The organism is Pseudomonas sp. LBUM1641 (genome assembly GCF_059716235.1).
Genome location: NZ_CP166815.1, coordinates 6,864,953 through 6,880,656, shown reverse-complemented (window position 1 = coordinate 6,880,656; position 15,704 = coordinate 6,864,953). Strand labels below are relative to the sequence as shown.

Genomic DNA, 15,704 nt, shown 5'->3' with positions numbered 1-15,704 from the left:
CCACTCGATCTAAATTTGCCGGTTTTGTTACTTTGCCGCAGGATGTATAGGGTATTTAGGACTATTGTTCGGTCTAGAGCCGCGCAGTGCGTATTTGATAACCCATATCATTGGTCATTATCTGGCCGCACGTCATAATGCCCGCCGCCAACGAAATTTTGCAGAGTCTAGGGAGCTAGCTTGTCTACGCCTGTCGAACCCTTGCGTTTGCTGCTACTGGCCGATGAGCCAGCGTGGGCAGCGTTATTGCGCGAGTGCCTGGCGCCGATGGGCGACGGAGCTGTGCTGATCAGCGCGCCAAACTGGGAGTCTGTGAGCAATCTGTTCGACGACGATCACAGTGCGGTGTTGTTGACCACGGCCAGCCTTCAGCCCGGCCCCGGTCGTTGCAGCTTGCCAACGGTATTGCTGTTGGAAGAGGAACCTCTGGTTTCGCCCCTTGGCGTCAGCGACTGGCTGATCCTGAATGCATTGGATGTCGATACATTGCGCCGTTGCCTGCGGCATGTGCGCGAGCGCGGTGTGCTGGAAAACACCCTGCAACGCCTGGCCGAGCAGGACCCGCTGACCGGTATCGCCAACCGCCAGGGTTTCCAGACCCTGCTGACCGCCCGCCTGGCGGAAAACGAAGGCCGTGGCGTCGCCCTCGGTCACCTCGACCTGGACAACTTCCGCCACGCCAACGACGCCCTCGGCCACCAGGCCGGCGACCGGCTGATCCTGCAAGTAGTCTCGCGGCTCAAGAGCCAGCTGGAGGCGGGTGATCAACTGGCGCGCCTGGGCAGCGATGAATTCGCCCTGCTGATCGACACCCGCCGCGCGCCCCAGCGCGCCGAATGGATGGCTGAACGCATCATCGAAGCCATGGCCGAACCGTATTGGGTCGATGGCGAAAGCCTGCTGATCGGTTGCAGCCTCGGCGTGGCACATGCCCGGGCCAGGGCCGGCGCCGACCCGCTGATGTGGCACGCCCATATCGCCATGCAGCAAGCCAAGAGCACCCAGGGCTGCACCTTTCATATCTTCAACGAACGCATCAACCGCAACGCCCGCAGCCTCGCCGACCTGGAAAGTGAACTTCGCCGGGCGTTGCGCCGTGACGAGCTGGAACTGCATTACCAACCGCGGCTGGACCTCGACGACGGGCATATCGTCGGCCTTGAAGCGTTGGTGCGCTGGCGCCACGGTGAGCGCGGGCTGTTGCCGCCGAGCGAGTTCGTGCCCCTGGCCGAGCAGAGCGGCTTGATCGTGCCGCTGGGCTACTGGGTGATTTCCCGGGCCCTGCGCGACATGCAGGACCTGCGCGAACGCGGGATTGCGCCGTTGCACATGGCGGTCAACCTGTCGTTCCGCCAGTTCCAGGACAGCCAATTACTCAGCACCCTTAGCCGGCTGATTGCCGAGCGTGGCGTGGAAGCCCAGTGGCTGGAATTTGAATTGACGGAAACTGCGGTGATGCGCCGCAGCGACCTGGTCAAGCAGACCATGGACGCCCTTGGCCGCCTGGGCGTGCGCTTTTCCCTGGATGACTTTGGCACCGGCTTCTCGTCGTTCGTGCACCTCAACAGCCTGCCGATTGCCTTGCTGAAGATCGACAAGAGCTTCGTCGGCGGTATGGAAGAGCGCGAAGAGAACCGCAAACTGGTCCACGCGATGATCAACCTGGCCCACAACCTGAATCTGGAAGTGGTGGCCGAGGGCGTGGAAACCGCAGAGCAACTGGCGTTGCTGCGGTTGTTCGGCTGCGACCAGGCCCAGGGTTACCTGATCAGCAAACCGTTGCCGCTGTCGGAACTGGTGGACTACCTGACGTTTGGTGACAGCCAGGAGTTGGTGGGCGGCGTGATCTAATATTGTGAACCCGATCAAAAATGTGGGAGCGGGCTTGCTCGCGAATGCGGTATTTCAGGCAACCAATTCATAGCTGACCCACCGCATTCGCGAGCAAGCCCGCTCCCACATTTGACCGAGTACAGCCGTTACTCAGGCTGCGGGGCTTGAAATCCGAGGTGGGCTTCAGGCTCCTGGCGAATCATCCGCTTCATCTTCCGTTCAAACGCCCAGGTCAGGCTGACTGCCGCGCACGCCAGGCCCAAAGCCAGGCCCCACCACACGCCGGTCGGCCCCCAGCCGAGGTTGAACGCCATCAGCCAGGCGGCCGGTGCGCCGATCAGCCAATAGCAACCCAACCCGACCAGGAACGTGGTCTTGGCATCCTTGAGCCCGCGAATGCAGCCCATGGCGATGGTCTGCACGCCGTCGAACAGCTCAAACCAAGCGGCCACCGCCAGCAGGCTGACCGCGAGGTTGATCACGTCGCGAAACGCCGGGTCATTCTGGTCGAGGAACAAGCTGATCAACTGGTGCGAGAACAACCACAACACCGCTGCAAAGCCCAGCATCACCAATGCGCCAAAGCCGATGCCAACCCGTCCGGCCAGCCGTGCGTCCAGCAGGTTCCCGGCCCCGTAATGCTGGCCGATGCGCATGGTGATCGCGTAAGACATGCCCGCCGGAACCATGAACGCCACCGACACAATCTGCAGGGCAATCTGGTGCGAGGCCAATTGCGTGCTGCCCATGGTGCCCATGCACAGCGCCGCGAAAGCAAACAGCCCGACTTCCACCGCATAGGTGCCACCAATCGGCAGGCCAAGGCGCCACAGTTCCCGCAGGTAATGCAGGTTGGGGCGCAGCAGGCCCTTGCGCAGCGGGTAGGCGTCGTAGGCGCGGTTGTATTTGATGTACCAGATCAGCGCCAGGGCCATGCAGTTGGCGACGATGGCCGTGACCAGGCCAATGCCCACCAGCCCAAGTTTCGGCAGGCCGAACATGCCTTCGATCAACGCGTGGTTGAGCAGGTAGTTGATCACCGTGCCGCCCAGGCTGATAACCATCACCGGCGTTGCCTTGCCGATGGCGCTGGTGAAGCCGCGCAGGGCCATGAACGTCAGGTAGCCGGGCAGGGCGAACGGCAGGATGGTCAGGAACTGGCCGGCGGACGCGACGTTGGTTTCGGTCTGGCCGAACATCAGCAGCACTGGCTTGAGGTTCCACAGCAACAAGCCGGCCACCAGCGCCATCAACCAGGCCAGCCACAGCCCGGCCTGAGTCAGGCGGGTGGCGCCTTCAATGTCGCCCGCGCCCTGGCGGATCGCGACCAGCGTGCCCACGGCGGCGATCACGCCGATGCAGAAAATCGACACGAACGAATAGCTTGCGGCACCCAGGCCACCGCCGGCCAGGGCCTCGGGGCTCAGGCGTGCCATCATCAGGGTGTCGGTTAGCACCATCAGCATGTGGGCCAACTGTGAGGCAATCAGCGGCCCTGACAGCCGCAGAATGGCCCAGAGTTCGGTACGTGCCGGATGCTGCATGATCATCACGCTCAAAAAGTCAGGGAAGGGTGGAAGGGTTGATTCTCGGCGCTCACAGCGCGTTGCACAAAGGGATAAATCCGATGGCACGCATGATTAAAACTCATGCCTGAATGATTCTGGTAGGGTTTCGAGATTGCGCCGTCGGAGCTTTCGCCATGTCTCGTCGTCTTCCTCCTCTTTACGCCTTGCGCGCGTTTGAAGCCGCATCCCGCTACAACTCGTTCACCCGGGCGGCGGAAGAGTTGTCGATCACCCAAAGCGCGGTGAGCCGGCACATTCGTACCCTGGAAGAGCATTTCGCCTGCCGCCTGTTCCAGCGCAGCGGCCGCACCTTGCAGCTCACCGAGGCGGCGCGCCTGTTGCTGCCGGGCGTGCGCGAAGGCTTCGCGGCCCTGGAGCGCGCCTGTCACACGTTGAACGCAGAGGACGACATCCTGCGCATGAAGGCGCCGTCCACCCTGACCATGCGCTGGCTGCTGGCGCGGCTCAGTCGCTTCCGGCATTTGCAGCCGGGCAATGAAGTGCAACTGACCAGCGCCTGGATGAGCATCGATGAAGTGGACTTCAACCAGGAGCCGTTCGATTGCGCCGTGTTACTGAGCAATGGCCATTTCCCGCCGGACTGGGAAGCCAGTTACCTGTTTCCTGAGCTGTTGATTCCGGTGGGCGCCCCCAACCTGTTGAGCGACGGGCCCTGGGATGTCACACGGCTGGCTACCGCCGAGTTGCTGCATCCGACACCCGACCGGCGTGACTGGCGCTATTGGCTGGAGCGCATGGGGTTGTCATCCCAGGTCTCGCTCAAGGGCGGGCAGGTGTTCGACACATTGGAATTGGGCATGATCGCGGCCGCCCGGGGTTACGGCGTTTCCATGGGCGACTTGCTGATGGTGGCTGAAGACGTTGCTCAAGGCCGCCTGAGCCTGCCATGGCCAACCGCCGTGGCCAGTGGGGAAAATTACTATCTGGTGTGGCCGAAAACCCGGCCCGGTGGTGAGCGTTTGCGCCGGCTGGCGGACTTTCTTCAGAGCGAGGTCCAGGCGATGGAATTGCCCGAGGTAGAGCGGCTGGATTGAGCGGATTGCGCATTGGCGAGCAATCGTTTGCGTGATACCCCTGTGATTCGCTCAAGTATTGAGCCTGCCCGCCGAAGTAGGGTTGTTGGAACCACCGTTCTACAACGTTTCCCCTATTAGAATTTTGCCGAGCAGCGCTATGAGATCAGGATGATCCTGGCCTCGGCCAGGAGCCTTCATGTCTCAACCTCGCGCCCGGATCGCCTCTCAACTGGGGCTTGCCCTCGCCGTGATACTGGCTGTCGTCATCAGCGGCAGCACGGTGTTCGCCTTGCGTTCGCTGGACTCAGCCAACCTCGACACCCGCGAGGAGCATCTGGCCAGCGAGGCTCGCTTGCTGGCTGACCAACTCAATACCTTCCACAGCACCTTGCGCGAGAGCACTCAGCGTTTGAGCGGGCTGTTTGAAAAGCGCTTCAGCGCTGGCTTGAGTACGCGCCCCGAGCAACCGGTGACGGTGGCGGGCGTGCAGACGCCGGGCCTGTACCTGGGCGAGGAAGTGCTCAACAACAATTTCGCTGAAGTTGATGAGTTCAAGCAGATGTCCGGCGGCGTGGCGACCGTATTCGTACGCAGCGGGGAGGACTTTATCCGCGTCAGCACGTCCCTGACCAAGCAGGACGGCAGCCGCGCCATCGGTACGGCGCTGGATCATCAGCACCCGGCCTATCAACGCTTGCTCGGCGGGCAGGGCTATGTCGGCCGCGCGGTGTTGTTTGATCGCTTCTACATGACCCAGTACAGCCCGGTGCGTGATGCCAGCGGCAAAGTGATTGCGGTGCTGTTTGTCGGCTTCGACTACACCGACGCGCAGAACGCCCAGTTCGACAACCTCAAGCGCTTCCGCATCGGCCAGACCGGTTCCCTGGCGCTGCTGGACGAACAGAAGCACTGGCTGGTCCCGCCAGCTGGGGTGCAGGCGCTGGATCAGTCGATTCCGGTCATGCTCGACCTGGCCGCCAAGCCTGGAAAAGGCCGTTTCTGGAGCGACAAGAACGAAGACTTCTACAGCGTCGCGGTGCCGTTTGAAGGCGGCCCGTGGTCGGTGGTGGCGAGCATGCCGAAAGCCGAAATTCGCGCGGTGACCTGGTCGGTGGGGATTCGCCTGGCGATCGGCAGTTTGCTCGCGATGCTGCTGGCGGTGGGCGCGGCGGTCTGGCTGCTGCGCAGCAAATTGCAGCCGTTGGGCGACCTGGTGCGTCAGGCTGAAGCCCTGGGCGCCGGTGATTTGAGCGTGCGCTTGAACGTTTCCAGCCATGATGAAATCGGCCAGCTAGCCCGCAGTTTCAACCAGATGGGCGAAGCCCTGTCGACCATGGTGTCGCATATCCGCAAGGCGGCAGAAGACGTGAACAGCCGCGCCCAGGCGCTGTCGGGTTTGTCCGGCGGTGCGTACGAAGGTATGGAGCAACAGTCCGGCGAAATCACCAGCATGGCCGGCGCGGTAGAAGAGTTCAGCGCCACCTCGCTGAACATCGCCGACAACATGGGTAACACCGAGCGCCTGGCCCAGGACAACGCCCAGCAAACCAAGATCGGCCGCACCTCGATGCAAGAAGCGTCTTCGTCCCTGGAACACATCGCCACCGCGCTGAACAGCACGGCCACGGTGATCAATACCTTGGGCCAGCGCTCCCAGGAAATCGGCGGGATCGTCGGTGTGATCACCGCGATTGCCGAACAGACCAACCTGCTGGCGCTCAACGCCGCTATCGAAGCGGCGCGGGCCGGTGAGCAAGGGCGCGGGTTCGCGGTGGTGGCCGATGAAGTGCGCAACCTCGCGTCGCGCACCCGTCAGGCCACGGATGAGATATCCGGAATGATCCAGAGCATCCAGCAGGAAACCGGCAACGCCATCAGCACCATGGAACAAGGCAACGTGCTGATGCAGGAAGGCCTGGCACGCAATGCTGACGTAGCATCAGCCTTGGCGCGGATCGACGAGCAAAGCCGCTCGGCAGGCCAGCAGTTTGCGGCGATTACCACCGCTACCCAAGAGCAGAGCAGCACCGCGACCTTGCTTAGCAGCAACTTGCAGAGCATCGCCCTGGCCAACAGCGAGCAGCGTGAAGTGGTGTCGAACCTGGCGATTACCGCCAAGGAACTGGAGACCCTGGCTGCGGGATTGCGGCATGAGGTTGACCGTTTTCGTTGATTGACTGTTCGGGCCTCATCGCGGGCAAGCCCGCTCCCACAGTTGACCGTGTTCAATTGAAGAAACCGGTTCAACGTGGGAGCCGGGCTTGCCCGCGATGACGGACGATTCGACGCCTCAAGCTTCGGATCGGTCGCCCAGCCCCGGGTCCACACGCTTGCCAATGTCCTTGAGTCGCGCCAGTTGGTCGACCATTCCTGGCGCTTCATCCAGGCTGCTGACAAAGGTCCACAGGTAGGTCATCACCGCATACACGTGGCCGGCCTTGACCGCCGGCGACAGCGCCAACTGGCTGATCGCAACCACAAACAGCAGTGCCGCCAGCGTACCGATAAACAGGAACGCGGCAGCCTCGCGGTCCGACAGCCAGATCCGCAGGCGTGACAACACCTGGTAGTGGCGCCGCAAGGTCAGCGCGCCGACCTTTTCCACCAGGCCGATTTCCTTTTCCAGGCGGTCATTCAAGCGCTCATGCAGCTCCTGATTGCGCCGGGCGAAACGTGGCAACAAGGTTGTGCACAGCACCAGCGCCGTCAGGCAGGCCAGGCCGATCCACGGCTCGATCACCAAAAGCATCAGTGCCGCACCGACGATCGACACCAGCGCCGTCGCGATGATTGGCACGTGTTTTTCGAAAAAATCCACAAAGTCCCGCGCCAACACCACCCGCGCCGCCGCCCGTGAGGTGCTGTGGTTTTGCAGGCGCTGGTTGAGAATCACCGGCACCGCCAGGTCTTCGTAGATACGGGTGAAGGTGCGCGTATCCAGCGCCCTTCGCGCCGCCCCGACCACCCAGAACGCCAGTACCACGGCGGCGTAGAACAGCGCACTGCCGGCGTCGCCGCGGATAATTGAGTCCACCGCGAACCCGGCAAACAGCGGGTAGGCCAGCAGCAACGCGTTCTCCAGCGCCACCAGCGACAAGGTGCAGAACAGTTTCCCGGGATAGGCCCTGGCGATCGCCTTGAGGGTTTGGCTGGCGGATTGTTGCCCGATCTTTTTGCTTTCTTCGATCAGAATCTGCGGTGTTACGGATGACATGGGGTGCACCAAGGGTGAGATAAACGCTAGCATTGAGCGACTGCTCAAGTATCCTTGAGCGACCGCTCAAAAAGCAAGCGCCGTCGATCTGCCGGTGCCTGAAGGAAAAGCCTCATGTCGCGTATCGACCGTAAAGACCAGATTATCGCCGCCGCCCTGGAGCTGTTTCGCAGCAAAGGCTTCGCCGATGTCTCCACCCGCGATCTGGCGGAGCATGCCGGGCTGTCCCGCAGCCATGTCTATCACTACTTCAGCGACTGGAAAGACTTGCGCCGCGAAGCCTTTGTGCGGTTTGCCAACGAGCAACTGGACGAGGTGCGGGTGCCGTTGGAAGGTCTGCCGCCGCTGCAAGCGCTCGAAGGGTTCCTGCGTGACTGCTTGCCCTCCACGGCAGACGCCGGCTGGGCGCTGTGGCTGGATGCCTGGGACGAAGCCATGCATGACGAGCCACTGGCCCAGGCTTACCTGGTGATCAACGCCCAATGGCAGGCCATGCTCGCCGAGATCATCGAGCAAGGTGTGGCGGCCCAGGTGTTCCGCTGTGAGTCGCCCAAACGCGCGGCGCGGCAGCTGTTCGCCGTCGCCATGGGCTATGCCGATGACTTGATGCTCAAACCCTCCGTTGAATCCGCTGAAGCGGTAATGGATGAGGTGATGGAAGTGGCAGGGCTGCTCCTAGCGTTGCCTAAGAAGCGCTAGCCGGCCGGTACTGCAAGGCTTCCGCCAGATGATGGCGAGCGATGGCCTCCACCTGTTCCAGGTCGGCTAGGGTCCGGGCAACCTTGAGCAAGCGATGGGCTGCCCGCAATGACAGTGTCAGTCGTTCGCACGCGCTCTCCAGCCAGCCTTCATCGGCCTTCGCCAGCTTGCAGTGCTGGCGTAGCCCGGGCAGGTCCAGAAAGGCATTGGCGCAGCCCTGGCGCCGTTGTTGGCGTTCCCGGGCCTCGGCGACGAGCATGGAAGCGCTGGCGGTATCGTCACCTGACTGTTTGCCGGGATTCAGCGCAGTGCTTTCCCGGGCGACGGTTACGTGCAGGTCGATCCGGTCCAACAGCGGACCCGAGAGCTTGTTGCGATAGCGCTGGATCTGCTCCGGCGTGCAGCGACAGCGCCCGCTCGGCTCGCCCACATAGCCGCAAGGGCATGGATTCATGGCCGCCACCAACTGAAAGCGCGCCGGGAAACTCACCCGGTCGCGGGCGCGGGCAATCACGATATGCCCGGATTCCAGCGGCTCCCGCAGCACCTCTAGTACCTTGCGATCAAACTCCGGCAGCTCGTCGAGAAACAACACACCGTGATGGGCCAGAGTAATTTCCCCTGGCTGCGGTTTCGAGCCACCGCCCACCAGCGCCGGACCGGATGCCGAATGATGCGGCTGGCGAAACGGCCGGTGCGGCCAATGGCTCAGCGGCGCCAGGCTGACCACCGACTGAATCGCCGCCACCTCCAGCGCTTCCTGCTCACTCAAGGGCGGCAACAACCCCGGCAGACGGCTGGCCAGCAAGGTTTTGCCGGTGCCCGGTGGCCCGCTGAGCAACAGGTTGTGGGCGCCCGCGGCGGCAATCAGCAGCGCACGTTTTGCTGCGAGCTGGCCCTGCACTTCACTCAAGTCCGGGTAGGGCTTGTTCAAGTACATCAGGCCGCTGGAAACGAAGGGCTCGATCGGCACGTGACCGTTCAGGTGCGCCACCACTTGCAGCAGATGATCCACCGCAATCACCTTCAATCCCGAGGCCAGGCACGCCTCTTCCGCATTGGCCCGCGGCACGATCAAGGTGCGCCCGGCCTTGCGCGCCGCCAGGGCTGCCGGCAACACACCTTTCACCGCCCGCACCTCGCCGGACAGCGCGAGCTCGCCCAGGCATTCCACGTTGTCGAGGGTCAGCGTCGGCACCTGTACACTGGCGGCAAGAATCCCCAAGGCAATCGCCAAATCAAAACGCCCGCCGTCCTTGGGCAGGTCGGCGGGCGCGAGGTTGAGGGTAATGCGGCGGGACGGGTATTGCAGCGCAGAGTTGAGAATGGCGCTGCGCACGCGGTCTTTGCTTTCCTTGACGGCGGTCTCCGGCAGGCCTACCAGCGTCAGCGAGGGCAAGCCGTTGGCCATGTGCACCTCGACGGTGACGGCGGGGGCTTCAACGCCAATCTGGGCGCGACTGTGGACGATGGCGAGGGACATGCTCGTTCCTTGAAATGAGTGGCTGCTTCCTGCGGTTTTTCAAGGGTAGTTCAGCGCTGGTGCAACGCAGCGGCGAGGTTTTACAGAACGTATCGGGCTACTGGCTGGGCGGTGGCACACACAAGAACTCCTTCGCCAACGTCAACCACGCCTGCGCCGCAAACGACAGCTTGCACTGCCTACGCCACGCCAGCATCAGCCGCCAGTTCAGGGCCGGCGATTGTATTTCCGCGATGCTGAATTGGCTGGCGTCAAGGGTGTCGCAGAACGCCCGGGGCAGCAGGGTGATGCCCACGCCCAGGCGCACCAGGGAGGCGATAAAGTCCCATTGGCTGCTGCGGCCACTGATACGCGGCTCAAAACCGGCCAGGGCGCAGGCATCGAGTACGAATTGGTTCAGGGTGAAGGTGTCATCGTAAAAGATGAATTCGCAGGCTTGCAGTTCGCTCAGCTCCACCGAGCTGCGTCCCTGCCAGGGCGAATCATGGGGTGCGAGCAGGCACAGTGGCGATTCGAACAAGGGCATGGATTCAAATTCGGACCAGATGTCCGCCACGCGCGGCGAGTCGAGGATGGTGCCGAACTCCAGGGTGCCTTGGCGCAGGTCCTGGATGGTGATGTTGCCGCCGCTTTCGAACAGTTTCAGTTCGATCTTCGGATAACGGGCGTGATACGCCGCAAAGATCGGCGCCAATGCGAGGTGGGTGGAAGGCGAAAGCCCCATGCGCAGGGCGCCGCGCTCGACCTGCTGGAGGTCTTGCAACTCCACGTTCATCTCATCGTGCAGCGCGATCATTTCCCTGGCGCGCTTGAGCACAATTTCCCCGGCGTCCGTCAGGGTGAAGCGTTTTCCCATACGGTCCAGCAGCTTCAGCCCAAGGCTCGCCTCCAGTTGCTGCACCATTTTGCTGACCGTTGGCTGGGTCAGGTGCAGCTTCACTGCGGCTTTGGTGAAACTCTGCTGGTCCACGACTTCTACGAAATAACGAAGCGCCCTGATGTCCATCTTGCATTCCAATTTCGCATGGTTTTCATAAGATTAATTCATTATATCTTTAAAAAATGGCTGGATAAGATTTGTTACATCTGTTCCCAGCCAGCGTTCCCGGTGATGCCGTAAGGGCCTTTCCAGACGCTTCCATGGCCAGATTTCTCGCAGTGTATGAATCAAAGGCAACGCTATTTCTGGAGAGCAATTGTGCTTAACAAAACGCGTCATTCTTTTTCCGGTTCTGATGAGATGTCTCAGGGAGCGCGCTTCGTTAAGGAGTTGCTGGCGCAGGCGCAGATCGAGGTCAACGGGCCGTCGGCTGCGGATATGCAGCTGTACCACGGTGGCACGTTCGACCTGGCCCTGGCCAAAGGCAACCTTGGCCTTGGCGAGGATTACATGGATGGCGGTTGGGACGCAGAGGCGCTGGATGAGTTTTTCTACCGGCTTATGCGTTCCGGGGTGATCGACCAGGCCAACCCGGCCACCTTGTTGTTTCACGCGTTCAGCTCCCGGTGGCTGAACCTGCAAAACAAGAAACGCGCCTGGCAAGTCGGCGAGGCGCACTACGACCTTGGCAATGACTTCTACGCGCGCATGCTCGACTCGCGCATGACTTACACCTGTGGCTACTGGAAAGACGCCACCACTCTTGAACAAGCGCAGTTCGCCAAGCTGGATCTGATCTGTAAAAAACTCGGACTCAAGCCGGGCATGCGCGTGCTGGATATCGGCTGTGGCTGGGGCAGTTTCATGAGCCATGCTGCCGAGCACTATGGTGTCGAGTGCGTTGGCGTGACCATTTCCAAAGAGCAGGCGGAGTGGGGCCGCGCCAAGTACTCACATCTGCCGATCGAGTTTCGTCTGCAGGACTATCGGGATATCGACGAGCAATTCGACCATATCGCCAGCGTCGGCATGTTTGAGCATGTGGGGCGCAAGAACCATCGGGCGTATATGGAGGTGGCCAACCGCTGCCTGAAGGACGACGGGCTGTTCCTGTTGCACACCATCGGCAAGAACCAGCGCAACAGCACGCCGGATCCGTGGATCGACAAATACATCTTTCCCAACGGGGATTTGCCCTCGATCGGGCAGATTGGCGACGCCATGGACGGGTTGTTTGTTGCCGAGGATCTGCACAACTTTGGCGCCGACTACGACAAGACGCTGATGGCCTGGTGCGAAAACTTCGAACTGGCTTGGCCGGATTTCGCCGAAACCTTCGGCCGGCGTTTCTACCGGATGTGGCGCTATTACCTGCTGTCGTGTGCAGGGGCGTTTCGCGCGCGGGATATCCAGTTATGGCAGTGGGTATTGTCGAAGAAGGGGGTTGTCGGCGGGTATCAGCGGGTGAGCTGAGGGTTACAACGGTTTAACGGGGACAGGCGAAACCTGCCCCGGTTGGGCCGGTTTATTCGGCGGTCGGCGTCAATCGCGCTTCCAGTTCCGCCACCTTGGCCTCAAGGCTTTCCAACCGCGCCCGAGTGCGCGCCAACACCACCATCTGGCTATCAAACTCTTCCCGGCTTACCAGGTCCAGCTTGCTGAAACCGCTTTGCAGCAGCGCCTTGAACTGGCTTTCAATTTCATTGCGCGGCAGCGGCGTGTCGCCGCTGAACAGGCGGGAGGCGTGGCCGCTCAGGGCGTCGAGGAGGTCTTTGGGCGCGAGCATGGGAAATAGTCCGGAAAATCTGTTGGCCGGCAGTGTATCACGCAGCGTCTATAGTCTTTTTCGCCACCACAGGCGCACGCTTTTCGCGCATGGGGCCGGGCGGTCGCGCACCGTTTTCGTGCGCATCTTCGCGGCAACGGCGCCCGGTGGGTGGCCGCAAGCGAACAAAGGACTGATTTCAGTGATTTTTACGGAGCTGGCAAGCTTTCTGCTTAGACGTTCATGACCCATGCACTGATGCAGTCGCTGTGACGATGCAGTGCGCCGACGGACCAGCGGTACATGTTTCGTCACCAGTGGTTAGCGAGCGTCGCAATGGCAAATGCCAAGGCGACGAAGCGTTACAAAGCCAGGCACTGCGCTTAGACTTGAGACGGGTTTGTTTTCCTGGGGCAAGTCCACCAATTCGGGAGAGAGTTTTCATGAAGCTAGTCACTGCCATCATCAAGCCGTTCAAGTTGGACGATGTACGCGAGTCACTGTCCGAGATCGGCGTGCAGGGCATTACCGTTACTGAGGTCAAAGGCTTCGGTCGGCAGAAGGGTCACACCGAGCTGTATCGCGGCGCGGAATACGTGGTCGATTTCCTGCCAAAGGTGAAGATTGATGTCGCCATTGACGACAAGGATCTTGACCGGGTTATCGAGGCGATAACCAAGGCTGCCAACACCGGCAAGATCGGTGACGGCAAGATCTTCGTGGTCAATCTGGAACAGGCTATTCGCATCCGTACCGGCGAAACCGATACCGACGCAATCTAAGCCGCCAAACCCCAACGCCCCAGGAGAAAACAATATGACTCTGCGTAAATTCGCAGGGCTCGGAGCCCTGTTGTCCATCGTAATGCCAAGCCTGGCCATGGCGGCAGACGAAGTGGCTGCTCCAGTCCTCAATTCCGGCGACACCGCTTGGATGCTCACATCCACTGCGTTGGTGCTGTTCATGACCATTCCAGGCCTGGCGCTGTTCTACGGCGGCATGGTTCGCTCCAAAAACATTCTTTCCGTGATGATGCAGTGCTTCGCCATCACCGGCTTGATCACCATCCTGTGGTTCGTCTACGGCTACAGCATGGCGTTCGACACCACCGGGATGGAAGCAGGCGTCGTCAACTTCAACTCGTTTGTGGGTGGTTTGTCCAAACTGTTCCTCTCGGGTGTGACCCCGGCCAGCATCACCGGCCCGGCGGCGTTGTTCCCTGAAGCCGTGTTTGTGACCTTCCAGATGACCTTCGCGATCATCACCCCGGCGCTGATCGTCGGTGCGTTCGCCGAGCGCATGAAGTTCTCTGCGATGCTGATCTTCATGGGCGTCTGGTTCACCCTGGTCTACGCACCGATTGCCCACATGGTGTGGGGCGGTCCGGGTTCGTTGCTGGGCGACTGGGGCGTGCTGGATTTCGCAGGCGGCACCGTGGTGCACATCAACGCCGGTGTGGCTGGCCTGGTGGCGTGCATCGTGCTCGGCAAGCGTAAAGGCTTCCCGACTACCCCAATGGCACCTCACAACCTCGGTTACACCCTGGTGGGCGCGGCCATGCTGTGGGTTGGCTGGTTCGGCTTCAACGCTGGCTCCGCTGCTGCGGCCAACGGCACTGCCGGTATGGCGATGCTGGTGACCCAGATCGCTACCGCGGCTGCTGCGCTGGGCTGGATGTTCGCCGAGTGGGTCACTCACGGTAAGCCAAGCGCTCTGGGCATCGCCTCGGGTGTGGTCGCTGGCCTGGTGGCAATCACTCCAGCCGCTGGCACCGTGGGCCCGATGGGCGCCCTGGTGATCGGCCTGGTTGCCGGTGTGATCTGCTTCTTCTGCGCCACCAGCCTCAAGCGCAAGCTGGGCTACGACGACTCCCTGGACGCGTTCGGCGTTCATGGTATCGGCGGTATCGTGGGTGCGATCCTCACGGGTGTGTTCGCAGCCCCTGCACTGGGCGGCTTCGGCACTGTGACTGACGTGGCGGCGCAGGTCTGGATTCAGGCCAAGGGTGTCGGCTTCACCGTCATCTACACCGCTATCGTGACCTTCATCATCCTCAAGGTGCTGGATGTGGTGATGGGCCTGCGGGTGACCGAAGAAGAAGAGGCGGTTGGCCTCGACCTGGCGCAACACAACGAGCGCGGCTACAACTTGTAAGTACGCGAAAAAAAGATGCCCGGCTTGCCGGGCATTTTTTTGCCTGGGGTTTGTCTGTGGCTAAAGGTGTATGGGTTTTTTGGCGACTTTGTGATGGGATCCACACCGCACTTTTCAGTGTGCGAATGTCTTACAGGCATGTAGGCGTATTCGGCACTTTGTTTTTTTCCTGAGCGCGCTAGAATGCGCGCCGATGTGCGGAGAACTGTATGTGGCAACAGACCCTGATAACCCTGCGGGCCAAGCCCCGGGGCTTTCATCTGGTGACGGACGAGTTGCTCGCCGGCCTGCCTGAATTGAAGGCCTGTCGGGTGGGACTGTTGCATTTGTGGCTGCAGCACACCTCGGCCTCGTTGACGGTCAACGAGAATGCCGACCCGGCGGTTCGCCGTGACTTCGAGCGTTTTTTCAATGCGCTGGTGCCGCAAGGCATGGCGGGATATGAACACAACGACGAAGGTCCGGATGACCTGCCTGCGCACTTCAAGGCCAGTCTGCTGGGCTGTCAGTTGAGTTTGCCGGTAAGGGCCGGCCGCTTGGCGATGGGGACCTGGCAAGGTGTTTATCTGGGCGAGCACCGTGATCATGGCGGTGCTCGTAAAGTCCTCGCCACCTTGCACGGTGATGGGGCATAAGCCACTGGTGATCCGGTGGATGTTGATTTTTTCCCGGCGGCCGTCGACAGGTGGCGAAGCTGGGCTATAACTAATCTGCTTTTCGCAAGTCATGAGGTAGAACATGAGCGACGATGATCTGGAAAACGACGACCTCGAAGTAGGCGACGACGACGAAACCGAAGAAGGTCTTGAGGCGGCTGCCGAAGACGTGGCTGACGACGACGGTGGCGACGATGCACCGGCCCCGGCAGCCAAGGGCAAGGCCAAGGCTGCGGTGTCGGTCGACGAACTGCCGAGCGTAGAAGCCAAGAACAAAGAGCGCGATGCGCTGGCCCGTGCGATGGAAGAATTCCTCGCTAAAGGCGGCAAAGTGCAGGAAGTCGAGGCTAACGTGGTGGCAGATCCGCCGAAGAAGCCTGATAACAAGTACGGCAGCCGGCCTATCTAAGGTCAG

At 61.3% G+C, this 15,704-nt stretch carries 14 protein-coding genes; 9 read left to right on the top strand and 5 right to left on the bottom strand.

Going from position 1 to position 15,704, the window contains the following annotated elements:
* Nucleotides 1–180: 180 nt before the first annotated feature.
* Nucleotides 181–1,851, top strand: a complete 1,671-nt coding sequence (locus ACA046_RS31820; protein ID WP_076013137.1) for a putative bifunctional diguanylate cyclase/phosphodiesterase — start codon at nt 181–183, stop codon at nt 1,849–1,851.
* 128 nt (nt 1,852–1,979) lie between these two features.
* Here the strand turns inward: ACA046_RS31820 and ACA046_RS31815 are convergent, their stop codons facing one another.
* Complete coding sequence (locus ACA046_RS31815; protein WP_459024712.1) at nt 1,980–3,383, bottom strand: NorM family multidrug efflux MATE transporter; 1,404 nt, start codon at nt 3,381–3,383, stop codon at nt 1,980–1,982.
* A 152-nt stretch (nt 3,384–3,535) separates the two neighbouring features.
* On the opposite strand from ACA046_RS31815, the gene ACA046_RS31810 reads away from it, so the two are divergent.
* Nucleotides 3,536–4,456, top strand: a complete 921-nt coding sequence (locus tag ACA046_RS31810; RefSeq protein ID WP_459024710.1) for a LysR substrate-binding domain-containing protein — start codon at nt 3,536–3,538, stop codon at nt 4,454–4,456.
* Between the two features lie 178 nt (nt 4,457–4,634).
* Nucleotides 4,635–6,611 carry a methyl-accepting chemotaxis protein gene (locus ACA046_RS31805; RefSeq protein ID WP_497675601.1) on the top strand — a complete coding sequence of 659 codons (1,977 nt, stop codon included), beginning with the start codon at nt 4,635–4,637 and terminating at the stop codon, nt 6,609–6,611.
* 117 nt (nt 6,612–6,728) lie between these two features.
* Here ACA046_RS31805 and ACA046_RS31800 read toward each other — a convergent pair whose 3' ends face one another.
* Entirely contained in the window at nt 6,729–7,652 is a 924-nt protein-coding gene (locus ACA046_RS31800) for an ABC transporter six-transmembrane domain-containing protein (RefSeq protein ID WP_497675600.1), read from the bottom strand.
* Nucleotides 7,653–7,766: 114 nt separating this feature from the next.
* Here ACA046_RS31800 and ACA046_RS31795 point away from each other — a divergent pair, with 114 nt between their 5' ends.
* Complete coding sequence (locus ACA046_RS31795) at nt 7,767–8,351, top strand: TetR/AcrR family transcriptional regulator (protein ID WP_459024705.1); 585 nt, start codon at nt 7,767–7,769, stop codon at nt 8,349–8,351.
* Here ACA046_RS31795 and ACA046_RS31790 read toward each other — a convergent pair.
* Nucleotides 8,338–9,834 carry a YifB family Mg chelatase-like AAA ATPase gene (locus ACA046_RS31790; RefSeq protein WP_497675599.1) on the bottom strand — a complete coding sequence of 499 codons (1,497 nt, stop codon included), beginning with the start codon at nt 9,832–9,834 and terminating at the stop codon, nt 8,338–8,340. The genes ACA046_RS31795 and ACA046_RS31790 overlap by 14 nt on opposite strands.
* A gap of 97 nt (nt 9,835–9,931) precedes the next feature.
* Nucleotides 9,932–10,840: a LysR family transcriptional regulator gene (locus ACA046_RS31785; protein ID WP_076013130.1), complete on the bottom strand. Its 909-nt coding sequence runs from the start codon at nt 10,838–10,840 to the stop codon at nt 9,932–9,934.
* Nucleotides 10,841–11,074: 234 nt separating this feature from the next.
* Between ACA046_RS31785 and cfa the strand changes: the two genes are divergently transcribed.
* Nucleotides 11,075–12,187, top strand: a complete 1,113-nt coding sequence (gene cfa / locus ACA046_RS31780) for a cyclopropane fatty acyl phospholipid synthase (RefSeq protein ID WP_497675598.1) — start codon at nt 11,075–11,077, stop codon at nt 12,185–12,187.
* Between the two features lie 52 nt (nt 12,188–12,239).
* Here the strand turns inward: cfa and ACA046_RS31775 are convergent, their stop codons facing one another.
* The gene (locus tag ACA046_RS31775; protein WP_155582475.1) at nt 12,240–12,500 is read right to left on the bottom strand and encodes an accessory factor UbiK family protein; all 261 of its coding nucleotides are present in this window, start codon (nt 12,498–12,500) and stop codon (nt 12,240–12,242) included.
* Nucleotides 12,501–12,922: 422 nt separating this feature from the next.
* On the opposite strand from ACA046_RS31775, the gene glnK reads away from it, so the two are divergent.
* The 4 genes from glnK to sutA all read left to right on the top strand — a co-directional run bounded on the left by glnK (nt 12,923) and on the right by sutA (nt 15,698).
* Nucleotides 12,923–13,261, top strand: coding sequence for a P-II family nitrogen regulator (gene glnK / locus ACA046_RS31770; RefSeq protein WP_002555808.1), 339 nt, complete (start codon nt 12,923–12,925; stop codon nt 13,259–13,261).
* A gap of 34 nt (nt 13,262–13,295) precedes the next feature.
* Nucleotides 13,296–14,633 carry an ammonium transporter gene (locus ACA046_RS31765; protein WP_258342798.1) on the top strand — a complete coding sequence of 446 codons (1,338 nt, stop codon included), beginning with the start codon at nt 13,296–13,298 and terminating at the stop codon, nt 14,631–14,633.
* Nucleotides 14,634–14,842: 209 nt separating this feature from the next.
* A complete protein-coding gene (locus ACA046_RS31760) occupies nt 14,843–15,268 on the top strand; it encodes a secondary thiamine-phosphate synthase enzyme YjbQ (protein WP_017476675.1) in 426 nt (141 codons plus the stop codon).
* Between the two features lie 103 nt (nt 15,269–15,371).
* Nucleotides 15,372–15,698, top strand: coding sequence for a dormancy-specific transcriptional regulator SutA (gene sutA / locus ACA046_RS31755; protein ID WP_064454697.1), 327 nt, complete (start codon nt 15,372–15,374; stop codon nt 15,696–15,698).
* Nucleotides 15,699–15,704 lie beyond the last annotated feature (6 nt).